This is a genomic window from Bradyrhizobium retamae (genome assembly GCF_001440415.1).
GTDB lineage: Bacteria > Pseudomonadota > Alphaproteobacteria > Rhizobiales > Xanthobacteraceae > Bradyrhizobium > Bradyrhizobium retamae.
On the sequence record NZ_LLYA01000193.1, the window covers coordinates 1 to 11,585 of the forward strand.

The 11,585-nt window shown below is 61.1% G+C and carries 13 protein-coding genes; 4 read left to right on the plus strand and 9 right to left on the minus strand.

The window, feature by feature from the left end; translation table 11 throughout:
- The 4 genes from CQ13_RS33585 to CQ13_RS33600 form a co-directional block, all read left to right on the plus strand.
- Positions 1-490: thiamine pyrophosphate-dependent enzyme (locus CQ13_RS33585; protein ID WP_245309501.1), on the plus strand; the 490-nt coding region annotated here is incomplete at its 5' end.
- 33 nt (positions 491-523) lie between these two features.
- Positions 524-1,006, plus strand: a complete 483-nt coding sequence (locus CQ13_RS47380) for a hypothetical protein (RefSeq protein WP_082637789.1) — start codon at positions 524-526, stop codon at positions 1,004-1,006.
- A gap of 30 nt (positions 1,007-1,036) precedes the next feature.
- Positions 1,037-1,738: a phosphatase PAP2 family protein gene (locus CQ13_RS33595; RefSeq protein WP_057847092.1), complete on the plus strand. Its 702-nt coding sequence runs from the start codon at positions 1,037-1,039 to the stop codon at positions 1,736-1,738.
- A gap of 441 nt (positions 1,739-2,179) precedes the next feature.
- On the plus strand, positions 2,180-2,548 hold the full coding sequence (locus tag CQ13_RS33600) for a hypothetical protein (RefSeq protein ID WP_057847115.1): 369 nt from the start codon (positions 2,180-2,182) through the stop codon (positions 2,546-2,548).
- 165 nt (positions 2,549-2,713) lie between these two features.
- Here CQ13_RS33600 and CQ13_RS41880 read toward each other — a convergent pair whose 3' ends face one another.
- The 9 genes from CQ13_RS41880 to CQ13_RS33640 all read right to left on the minus strand — a co-directional run bounded on the left by CQ13_RS41880 (position 2,714) and on the right by CQ13_RS33640 (position 11,578).
- Positions 2,714-2,947, minus strand: a complete 234-nt coding sequence (locus tag CQ13_RS41880) for a hypothetical protein (protein WP_082637790.1) — start codon at positions 2,945-2,947, stop codon at positions 2,714-2,716.
- A gap of 266 nt (positions 2,948-3,213) precedes the next feature.
- A complete protein-coding gene (locus tag CQ13_RS44750; RefSeq protein WP_197427526.1) occupies positions 3,214-3,390 on the minus strand; it encodes a hypothetical protein in 177 nt (58 codons plus the stop codon).
- A 704-nt stretch (positions 3,391-4,094) separates the two neighbouring features.
- Entirely contained in the window at positions 4,095-5,825 is a 1,731-nt protein-coding gene (locus tag CQ13_RS33610) for a nitrilase-related carbon-nitrogen hydrolase (protein ID WP_057847094.1), read from the minus strand.
- A 13-nt stretch (positions 5,826-5,838) separates the two neighbouring features.
- A complete protein-coding gene (locus CQ13_RS33615) occupies positions 5,839-6,828 on the minus strand; it encodes an acetamidase/formamidase family protein (RefSeq protein ID WP_057847095.1) in 990 nt (329 codons plus the stop codon).
- Between the two features lie 40 nt (positions 6,829-6,868).
- A complete protein-coding gene (locus tag CQ13_RS33620) occupies positions 6,869-7,582 on the minus strand; it encodes an ABC transporter ATP-binding protein (RefSeq protein WP_057847096.1) in 714 nt (237 codons plus the stop codon).
- Complete coding sequence (locus tag CQ13_RS33625; RefSeq protein ID WP_057847097.1) at positions 7,575-8,291, minus strand: ABC transporter ATP-binding protein; 717 nt, start codon at positions 8,289-8,291, stop codon at positions 7,575-7,577. Before CQ13_RS33625 ends, CQ13_RS33620 begins: the two co-directional genes overlap by 8 nt.
- Entirely contained in the window at positions 8,291-9,352 is a 1,062-nt protein-coding gene (locus CQ13_RS33630) for a branched-chain amino acid ABC transporter permease (protein ID WP_057847098.1), read from the minus strand. The genes CQ13_RS33625 and CQ13_RS33630 overlap by 1 nt, the downstream gene beginning before the upstream one ends.
- A 12-nt stretch (positions 9,353-9,364) precedes the next feature.
- Positions 9,365-10,237 (minus strand): ABC transporter permease subunit, encoded by an 873-nt coding sequence (locus CQ13_RS33635; protein WP_057847099.1) that lies wholly within the window; start codon positions 10,235-10,237, stop codon positions 9,365-9,367.
- A gap of 102 nt (positions 10,238-10,339) precedes the next feature.
- Positions 10,340-11,578 carry an urea ABC transporter substrate-binding protein gene (locus tag CQ13_RS33640; protein WP_057847100.1) on the minus strand — a complete coding sequence of 413 codons (1,239 nt, stop codon included), beginning with the start codon at positions 11,576-11,578 and terminating at the stop codon, positions 10,340-10,342.
- Positions 11,579-11,585: the final 7 nt, after the last annotated feature.

Here is an 11,585-nt window from a genome sequence, read left to right on the forward strand (position 1 = left end):
CTGGTTCGCCCGCAACTATCGCACCAGCGTCGCCAACACGCTGCTGCTCGACAACTCGCTCGCGACCATGGGGGCGGGTCTTCCTTCGGCGATCGCAGCGTCGCTGATCTATCCGGACAGGCGCGTGCTCGCCGTCTGCGGTGATGGCGGCTTCATGATGAATTCGCAGGAGCTTGAGACGGCCGTGCGGCTCAAATTGAATCTCGTCGTGCTCGTGCTCGAGGATCGTGCCTACGGTATGATCCGATGGAAGCAGGAAGTCGACGGATTTTCCGACTTCGGTCTCGACTTCGGTAATCCTGATTTCGTCGCCTATGCCAAGTCATATGGCGCCAAGGGCTCCCGAGTCGGCAAGGTCTCGGAACTCGTGACAATGCTGGAAGCTGCTTTCACGGAAGGCGGCGTGCATCTCGTCGTAGTGCCCGTCGATTACAGCGAGAACATGCGCGTGCTCGTCAATGAGCTGCACTCGGTAGCCCAGACCGTGTGACATTTTAAATCACCGCGTCAGCGCAAAAATGCCATAGGCTATCACCGGTGCTGCCATTTCCGGCACGGGGAAAGCAATGAGCAACGACGCCATCGCCAATGGCTCCTTGTCAGAAGACCTGAAGGCAATGTTCGTGAAGACGATTTCCGCTTTGTAGAGAGCCCGGTACCGACACCCGATCAGGGCCAGGTCCTGGTTCGCAATCTCTGGCTCTCGGTCGATCCCACCCAGAGCGGCTGGATGAGGAGAGGCACCTATATTCGGATGATCCCGCTTGGTGACGTCATGCGTGCGGCAAGTGTCGGCCAGGCGATCCAATCCCGGCATCCGGGCTACAAGCCCGGCGAGCCTTCGGAAAGGCTGCGTCAGGCAGCCCGCGAACGTAGTGGCGGCGACGTAGCCGTGAATGGAAGCCGGCGCAGCGCGGGCCGCGGCGGGGACTTTTGGCAAAGCGCACAATCCGCTTGCCAATGCTCGCTTAGCCGCCAAACCTCACTTCGTATCTTTGGAGATTGATGGAAGTTGAACTCCCCGGAGGCGACGAAGATGAGAACAACTGAATCGCAGAATGCTGCCAGGCATCTGAAGTCTTGGGCTCCGACTTTGTTCGTCGCCGTTCTTCTGTTCGGTTTTGCGTTCATCGCACTGGAAGTGACCGAAGGAGAGCCTATCGCGTTCGACCGTTGGTTGATGGTCGCCTTTCGCCATGCGTCCGACTTGTCGCGGCCAATCGGGCCGCCATGGTTGCTTGACGTTGTGCGAGACATCACCGCACTGGGCAGTACCGCGGTACTTGCACTGCTGGTCACGGTTGTGACCACGTTCCTTTTTGCCATAGGCAAACGTCGCGCCGGTTTGTTCGTCTTGACGACGGTCCTGAGCGGCGCCATTCTTAATACCCTTCTCAAGCTTGCCTTTGCGCGAGCGCGTCCCGATCTCGTCGCTCAACTCACTCAGGTCTCTACGCTGAGCTTTCCGAGCGGGCACGCAGCGATTTCGGCTGTCTGCTATCTGACGCTCGGCTTGATGCTTGCTCAAACGCAAGCTTCCCGCTCTGTTCGCATCCATCTTATAATGACCGCCGTGATCCTTACCCTGCTGGTCGGAGTCAGCCGCATATATCTCGGAGTTCATTATCCGAGCGATGTGTTGGCGGGCTGGTGCTTCGGCACTTCGTGGGCGCTAATTTGCCAGATGCTCATGTCGTATTTTCAGCGCACCGGAAGGATCGAGCAGCCGAGCGACTAGTTCGCGTTGCGCCGCTCAGCCGGCGACTTTGCTCGCCTGCACCGGCGAAGTGATCGAACTCTCTTCCAGCGCATTCCGCGAAAACCGTTCCAAAGTTTGAGCCGCGACAAAGAGGTCGCACAATCTCCCGTCTAATATGAGCCCCAACCAAAAAGGAAAGTCGCGGAGGAGACCGGAATGGCGGGCCTGTCGTGCTCCAGCGACTTGGCCTGCGGATTTCACGGGCAAGCCCGATTCCCATATTCCACATTTTCGACCAGATCGAGGGAGGAAAGCAGCGCCATGCCGTCGGACTTCGACCATCGGAGCTACCCGAACTACGCCTATGACGGACCTTGCAGGCATGGCTGATCTGCGCTGCCCTCAGCCAGTGTAATCTAAATTGTTAACTCGTCGAAAAGAGAATTCGGAAAAACCGGAAAAGGGAACATGGAGGAAAAAATGGATGCGCGCGAAGACAATCGGCCCGATCGACGCGTCAGGTTTGAGCACGGCGTGCCCGCGCACTTAACGGCGATAGATGGCACCTGGCGCCGGGACTGTACCATTAACGATGTGTCCGAGGTGGATGCCACCCTGACCGTGAATGAATCGATCGAGGGGCTTAACCTGAGAGAGTTGTTTCTTCTACTTTCCTCTACGGGTCTAGCCTACCGACATTGCTCCCTCGCGTGGGTTAATGGCGACCAAATCGGCGCGACCTTCCTTCGGCCCAAGAGAAGAAAAAAGCCGCCCGACCGTCCAGCGGCGATCCCGAAGGGTTTGTTCAGTAGCATGCCGCTCCACCAGACTTGGCCCGATTTAGCTTAGGTGTCGGGCAACATCATACTGCCGATGTGGAGATGTGCATTCGCGAGCTGAATGGCTGACGAGGAGTTTGTCCACGCAGTTGCGTGGTGCGGGTCGCGGACCATGGTCTTAGTATACGGCATTCCCTGAATGAAAATCAGCACATTGGGGCAGCAGAGCCCCTCGCTATTCCGCTTGCTGCATCCCATCCTCAATCGCTACAGCAGTTAACGTCGCCGGATCCGTTACGCCATCTGATGCGGCACGCAGGATTCGTTGTGCCATTTTCGCCTTTGTGGCGGGTGTCCTGTTGGCGACATCAATCTGGTCTATAGCCGCATCGAGAACAGAGCGCATCGTCGAAACGAATTCCGGTTCAAATCTGTTTGTCGATTTCGGAGACGATGACGAATCCGGCATGAGACACTCCTATTGATGGAGAGGGTTGTCTATCCGGATACCGAGTCGATGATGTGACAGGGCAAGCACCTTGTTGTGGTATGCCAACACACGCTTCGCAGTTTGCGAGCTCCTTGCTCGATCCCACAGCATCAATGAGCGAGCGTTGTGTATGTCGTGGAAAACTCCGCCGGAGTGGGCCAGCGGGATCAAATCAAAGTGGATGACGGACGGCGATGCGGAAACCAATTGGTGACCCGTCAGAGAGTTTATGCGCGGGCGGTCCCTTATGCTCTCGTATCCAGCGATACGCCAAGCGCTGAGGCTTTAACGGCAGTCGCTGCAACCGTTCGCTTTAAGGTACGTGCGATCTTATCTACGCCAACCTTCTTTTTAGCGAGACCTTTAAGCTTGTGAATTTCAGTCGCAGTCCACTCACGCCGTACTTTAGTTTTCTTGGCCATCATAACTCCACTTTTTTTGGAGCGGCGTTCTATCACACGAAACCAAATTCGCAACACGTGAGTGAACCTGCTCCGGACTGATGGACACCTGTAGTAGAAGGAGGAGTTTGCCGCAAGACGCGCCGAAGCGACTGAGCGCGCGCGAAACGCGGTCGGCTCGGAACGCTACCGGTCTCTCCTTGTCGGTTTACTAGAGTGGATCGAGGAAGGACACAGAGGCACCCGGCAAGACGCGAACACGCCCATCGGAAACTTCGCGGCGCAAGGGCCTGCGCCCAAGTCAAGATCCGGCTCGAGATCTGCAATTAGACGAACTCTCTCGCTTTTGCGCAAACACTGGCGGCGCGGACCGAACTGGCCACCTTCCTCCTCCGGGTTGCGGCGGTGCCGTCGCTACAAGCTGGCCTATTGATAGCGGTGCCCCTGCGCGGCCGCCGCCTGCAAGCAACTCAGGTGACGCTGGTCCAACTAGCCAGCCGCAACCTGTCGCCGTCGTGCCGGCTGGTGGCCGATCTGCTCGTTTCCCGGATGAAGGAAGCGGGGGACTAACTACGCTGCATGAGGCTTGAACATCTCTCCGTCGAGCGAACTCTGTCGATGTCCGCCTTGCCGCCAATGCCGGACCTTCGCTGATTTGGCCACGCAATGGACATTGAGCCTTGGTCCGCTCGTCAATTATTGGCGTCATACCCTGAACGCCCGCGTCAATCGTTCCTGATCAACGCGCGGTAGCTGTGCGGCATCCGCATCGCGACCAGATCTTTCCGACGCACGACGTTGGTCGGATAGACAGTGTCGAGATTAGTAGTGTCAACCACTGCCGTCGTCGCGCCTTCGGTCTCCGCCGCGATGGCCTCGCGGCGCGGAAACTCGAAGCTGTCGGGGCCGAACACGCCGCTGAGGCCCGGATATCCCTTGGCGGGATCGAACACATTCGAGAACGCAAAGAACACGTTGTTCTCGCCGGCGCGAACCCGGAAGTGATGCCAATGATAGGGATCGGCGCCGGTTGGGATCGGATAGTTATGCGGCACAACCGATCCCGGATGCGCGGTGCTGAAACGTTCCTTTATCGCTGCCGGGCAGACGATGAGGTCGCACCCCCTCAGCGCAAGGATGCGGCCAGCTTCGGGAAATGACGCGTCGTGACCGATCAGAAGACCGATGCGCCCGACGAGCGTGTCGGCCACGACCCAGGCATCGCCAGGACTTGCCCAGGCGCGCTCGGAGTCCGTCAGATGGGTCTTGCGATAAACCGCGACGAGGCCTTCAGGCCCGATCAGGCAGGCGCTGTTGTAGATCGCGTCGCGGTCGCGCTCGGCGACGCCTGCGACAAGATACATCTTGAGCTGCGCGGCCAAGCGGCAGAGCCGATCGGTAGCCAGGTCCGGGACAGCTTGCGCTCGCGCGCGGGGATCGGTGAGGCCGCTCACCGCAAGTTCCGGAAACACGACGAGATCGGCCTTGTCCTCCAGCTTTGCCCGTCGCGCAAGGGACGTGATGCAAGCGAGATTTGCTTCGACGTCGTCGCCGGGTCTCATCTGCGCGACCGTGACCCGCGACGTCTGCCCCGGCGGCCAGGGCTTGTGGCCGTACAACTTGAAGAAGTCGCGGGGATTCCAGCTGAACGTATCGGAGAGCAGCCCCCGATAGAGTTCGGGGCGGCGCTGGGCGAACACGGCTTCGCCGCCGACGCGCCGCGCGCGGGCCACGTCCAGATCCATGTCGGCGAGCGCGAAGCCGTCCCCACTATCGATCACCGCTGCAAGGGTCCCGTCCGGCGCGATCACGCAACTGCCGCCGCTGAACTGGACCGCGCGCTCAAGCCCCCAGCGATTGCTTTCGATCAGGTAGCAGCCATTCTCGAACGCCCGGCTGATCCAGTACGGAGCCGGTGTACGCTCCGCCAGCCAGTTCGAGATATGGCAGATCACGTCGGCGCCCTGCAGGGCGACGAGGCGCGCGGTCTCCACGAAGTGGATGTCCATGCAGATCAGCAGCGCGATGCGCCCGATCGGCGTATCGAAAACCTGATGGCCGAGATCGCCTGCCGCCGCCCATTTCGGCTCGGAAATATAGGGGTGCGACTTGCGGTGCCGGCCAACCACGCCTTCGGGTCCGATCAGCACGGCGCAGTTGAAATAGATTCCGTCGCTGTCGACCTCCGGCATGCCGACAACGATGTAGCAGTCATGTTTCCGCGCAAGCGCTGCAAAACGATCCGTGGTCGGCCCCGGGATCGTCTCGACGAAAGGCGCGACCTCGGTCCGGTCGAACCAGCAATAGCCGGTGGTGCCCATCTCGGGCGTGACGATGAGTCGGGCGCCGGCTGTCGCCGCCGCCTCGCAGAATTCGAGCAGCCGCGCAATGTTACGCTCCTTCTCGAACATCGTCGGTTCGAACTGAACGGTGGCGACTTTGTGTACGCGCGACATGACCGGTTCGCCTCTAGACCAGGAACGATTTCTTGATCGAGGCGCCGAGGGTGTATTTCGGATCCACCATGTTGCCGAGCCGGACGCGACCGGCCTGGGTCAGCAGCATGTAGGCGTCGATCTCCTCAAAACCGTAATCGGCCGCCATCCAGCGGCACAGCTCGCGATAGGCGATGCGCGCGGCATCTTCCATCGGCCGTGCCGAGCCGATCGTCATGATGAAATCCCTGGTCTCCAGCCGCGGCCATGCGATGCTCCAGCCCTTGATCAGGTCGACCTGGACCGTGGTCACGGTCGGATGCTCGATGGCGACGCCGCAGAGTTCGCCGTCGCCTTGCGCGGCATGGCAGTCACCGAGATAGAGCAGCGCGCCCTTGGTGTTGACGGGCAGATAGACCACCGCGCCGACGCCGACGTCGGGCAGGTCCATGTTGCCGCCGTAATAGTCCGGCACCAGCGACGAGATCGCCTCGATCTCCGGCGAGGTACCGATGGTGCCGATGAACGGCTCATACGGCAGCGTGATCTTGTCATTCCATTTGGTGCCGTTCTCGAGCGTGATCTCGAGCTTCTTGACCCGCTCGGGCAGCGCCGGATTGAGCAGCGCGGTCTGGCCGGTGCCGACCAGGCCGCCGAACTCCGGCATGACGACGGTGGTACCGCGCGGCTGCGGTCCTCGCGGCACGATGCTTTCGATATAGACCGCCAACGTATCGCCCTTCTCCGCGCCGTTGACCCAGATCGGCCCGTTCTGCGGATTGAGGAAGGGGAAGTTGAGGATCTTCGACGGGCTGTCGGTCTCGTGCTTGATCGCACCCTCGAACGCATCGTGGGTCTCGGCCGAGACCACAGCACCCGGATCGATGGTGAGGACCGGTTTGACGTAAGGGCCGTAGACATAGTGGTACTTGCCCTGATCTTGCTCAGTGATCATGTGACGGATGCCGGGTTTGCCCTTGGCGACGCCCTTGCTCGCCATGATCGAATTATTCTGCAAGGCCATCGGTGTTCTCCCTTTCGGTTGTTGTCGGCGTGGAACGGTTTCAGACCGCAAGATGACGGCGCATTTCCGCCTGGTCATCGAGCGCGGCGCAGTCGAGGCTCGCGACGATGCGGCCCTTGTCCATGACGTAGCAGCGCTGCGCCATGGCGCGGATCATGTCGAGATTCTGCTCGACCAGGATGATGGTGACGCCGGTTGAGCGGTTGAGCTCGACCATGTTGCGGGCGATGTCCTGGACGAGGTTGGGCTGGATGCCTTCGGACGGCTCATCGAGCAAAATGAGATTGGGATCGGCAATCAGCACGCGTCCAATCGCGAGTTGCTGCTGCTGGCCGCCGGACATGGTGCCGGCGCGCTGGCTCCAGCGCTCAGCGAGGATCGGAAAGGCTTGCACGATCCGCCGCCGTCCCGCCTCGGGGATATCTCCCTTGATCGTTGCACCGACGGCAATGTTTTCCGCCACCGTGAGGCGCGGAAACACGTCGCGCCCCTGCGGCACGTAACCCATGCCGCGGCGCGCCCTCTTGTGCGGTGGCAACAGCTCGACGGCCTGGCCGCGATAGACGATCGATCCGCTCATGGCAGGCACCAGCCCGATCAGGCTTTTCATCAGCGTGGACTTGCCGACGCCGTTGCGGCCGATCACGGCGACGATCTCGCCTTCCCGCACCTCGATTTCGAGACCCTGCAGTACCGGCTTGCCGCCGTAACCGGCGCGCAAGACATGCGTCGAAAGAATTACTTCCTTACGCATGAGCTTGCCCCAGATAGATCGCAGCGACGCGCTCATCGGCTACGATCTGCTGGATCGAGCCTTGCGCGAATACCTGGCCGAGATGCAGCACCGTCACGCGCCGCGCGACCTGACGCACGAAGGCCATGTCGTGCTCGATCGCCAGCACGGTCATCCCCTCGGCATTGAGCCGCTGCACCATCTCGCCGGTCATATGGGTCTCCTCCGGCGACATGCCCGCGGTCGGCTCGTCGAGCAGGAGCAGGCGCGGCTTCAGGCTGATCGCCATACCGATCTCCAGCCATTGCTTCTGGCCGTGGCTGAGATTCCCGGCGGTCTGCACCTGCTCGGCTTCCAACCCGAGGAAAGCCAGCAGCCGATCTATTTCCTGCGCCAACTCTGCGCCGCGATGCCGGCTCTGCAGCGCAATCTCCAGGTTCTGCCGCGCCGACAGACCCTTGAACACGCCGGGCACCTGGAACTTGACCGAGAGGCCGCGGTGAATGCGCGCAAAGGATTTCAGTGCGGTGATGTTCTCACCGGCAAAGAAGATGTTGCCGCTGCCCGGATGATGCTCGCCAAGAATGAGTCGGAACAGCGTGCTCTTGCCCGCGCCGTTCGGACCGATCAGACAGTGGATCTCGCCGGCTTCCAGTGCAAGGTTGACTGAATTTGTGACGTGCAGACCGCCAAAGTGCTTGTTGAGGTCGTGAAGCTCCAGGAGCGCCATCACTTTGCTCCCCGGTAGCGGCTGATCAGCCGGGATAGCCAGTTCATGACGCCGAGCACGAGCCCGTTCGGCGCGATCAGCACGGTGAGCACGAGCAACACACCCATGAAGACGAGTGCGTACTGGCTGCCATAGATGGTCAGCGCCTGGAACGCCGCGAGCACCACCAGGGTCCCGATCACGGTCGAGGTCAGATCGCTGCGGCCGCCTACCGCCACCCAGATCAACGGCAGCGACGCCGCCGTCATGCCCATACTGGAGGGCGTGATGTACTGTCCCCACACGGTGTATAGCACGCCGGAAAGGCCGGCGAGCGCCGCGCCGATCACGAAGGTGATGAGCTGGTACTTGCGGATGTCGTAGCCCAGCATCTCCGCGCGCTCCGGATTCTCGCGGATCGCGACAATGACGTTGCCGAAGGACGAATTCATCAGGATGCGCAGACCAAGATAGACCAGCACCAGAAGCCCGAGCACGAAGTAATAGAGGCCGATATCGGCGATCAGCACGATGGGGCCGCCTGGCCACGGGATCGTCAGCGGCGGCATCGCGCTCATGCCGTTGAAGCCATTCAGCCGGGCACTTCCGATGCGCCATTCCGGTCCCGCCGTCTGCGCCATGAACCGTTCCAGCATCAGGGTCACCGCGAGCGTCACGATGCCCAGGAAGACACCGGCGATACGGCCGAAGAACATGAAGTACCCCAGCAGCAGCGCGAACATCGCGGCCATGCCGATGGCGAGGAACAGCGCGACGAAGGTGAAGCCGTAGGCCGAGCCGAAATTGATGGTGAGGACGCCGTAGCCGTAGCCGGCAATGCCGAAGAAAGCGGTCTGCCCGAAGGAAAGCGATCCGCCATAGCCCCAAATCAGGCAGAGGCTGAGCGCGATGAAAACCCAGACAAAGAAATAGACAGTGTTGCCGACGGTATAACCGTCGCTGAACAGCGGGTAGGCGCAGGCAATCGCCAGCACGATCGCGAACAGCGCCCAGAAACCGGGACCGCGACCGACGGTCTGCGAGCCCTCGAGACTGCGAAACAGCGAAACCAATCCATTCACGGTTGCCGACCCTTATGTGCGTTCGCGCAGCACGAAGCCGGAGATGCCCTTCGGCAGCACCCGGACCACGATGATCACGGCAATCAACAATCCGATCTGGCCGAACAACTGCCCCTGCCAGGACGTCATCACCGACTTAATCACGGCGAGTACGACACCGGCGGGCGCGGTGCCGAGAAACACGTCCGCGCCGCCGATCACGACCGTGACAAAGGCTTCCATGATGAAGGTGGCGCCCATCGTCGGCACCAGCGTCATGGTCGGCGCGTACAGCCCGCCGGCGAGACCAGCGAGACCGGCACCGCAAGCAAAGGTAAGGCTGTAGATCAGCCTTGTGTCGACGCCGAGCGCGGCCGCCATGTGCGGCACCTGGATGGTGGCGCGGGCAAGCACGCCGAAGCGGGTCCAGTTGAACAGCGCATAGAGACCGGCGAGCACGCCGAGCGCGGCGCAGAACAACACGATGCGGTAGATGGAATAGGAGTAGGCGCCGACCTGAAAACTGCCGAACGGCGTGCCGACACCGGCCATGGTCGAGCCGACCATGATCAGCGTGCCCTGGGTGGCAATCAGGCTGAGGCCCCAGGTCGCGACGATGGTGTCGAGCGGCCGCTCATAGAGGTGCCGGATCACAACGAGTTCGACCAGCACGCCGACCAGCGCGGAAACAAGGGTACCGGCCAGAATGGCGAGTGGCAGCGGCAGGCCAGCATGGGCGGTAGAAGCCGTGACGTAGGCACCGCACATGATGAACTCGCCATGCGCGAGATTGATCACTCCCATCATGCCGAAGATCACCGCGAGCCCGCAGGCCGACAGTACCAGAAACGCAAAGGCGTCGCCGAATTGATAGAGCGCCGAGAATAAGAGCGTCGCGATGTCCATGGACCAACCGATGGTGCAAGTTCGGGAAGCGACGGAAAGCCGTCGCCGAAGTTAAATGTCGCCCCGGCGTGCCGGGTTCGCCGAGGCGACACCGGCCGCCGGTCAGGGTTTCGGCGGCGGATTCGATGGCGTGTATTGCGCCATCGGATCTTTTTTCGTCAGGTCGCAGCCGGCTTCACCGAGCCAGTAGGGCTTGATGTCTTCCCAGACTTTCGGGAAGGAGATCGAGTGATCGGCACCGACCTTGGCGAGGTAGATCGTATGCGACATGTGCTGGCTCTTCGGGTCGATGCAGACCTTGCCTTCCGGCGCATCCATGCAGACATCGCCCATGGCAATGACCTTGCGGATTTCGTCGCGCTTGGTCGACTTCGCCCGCTCCACCATTTGCTTGTAGAGATAGACCGCGAGGTAGGAGTTCTCGGCTTCCTGGTTCACATAGGGCTCGTTCGGGAACTTCGCCTTGAACTTGGCGAGGAACGCCTTGCTGCCAGGAGAATCGATCTCCTCAATGTAGTTGGTGGTGACGAACATGTCCTTCAGGCTCGGTGGCTTGAAGCGCTTGTGCTCATAGCCCTGCCCGACATTGACCGAGGAGGCCATCGGCAGATTGACGTTGGCGGACGCCGCTTGCTCGTAGTAGGAAGCCTGCGCGGTACCGACCAGCAGCGTCACCACGAAATCTGGCTTCGCCTTCTGGATGCTCTGGATGCTCTGGGAGAACTGCGACACGCCGAGCGGGATGAACTCCTCGCCCGCCATCTTGCCGCCGGCCTCCTTGACGATCTTGCGCACCCATTCCGCCGAGATCTGGCCGAAATTGTAATCGGCGGCGAGCGTGTAGACGTTCTTGCCGTACTTCTCCATCATGTAGGGGATCAGCGTGGAGAACTGTTGCTCCGGCACCGCGCCGGTGACGATCATGTGGCCGTCGCAGACGCCGCCTTCATACTGGTTGTTGTAGAACGCAAATCCGTTGAGCTGATCGACGATCGGGCGGTAGGCTTCGCGCGAGGCGGAGGAGAAGCCGGCGAACACCACGTCGACCTTGTCACGCTGCAACACGCGGCGCATGAATTCCTGATAGCGCGTGTTATCGGACTGGGTGTCGTAGATGACGAGCTCGAGCTGTCGGCCGCCGATGCCGCCGGCCTTGTTGATCTCCTCGGCGGCGAGTTGGATCGCATGCACCTTGCCGATGGTGGCCGCCGCGAAATCGCCGGACTGATCCTCCAGCACGCCAAGCTTGATGGCGCCTTCCGCGAACGCCGCGCCGGACGCGAGGACAAGCGTCCCCGTGAGGGCTGCGGCGCGCAGCCCCCGCAATACACTTCTGGTCATGTCGGTG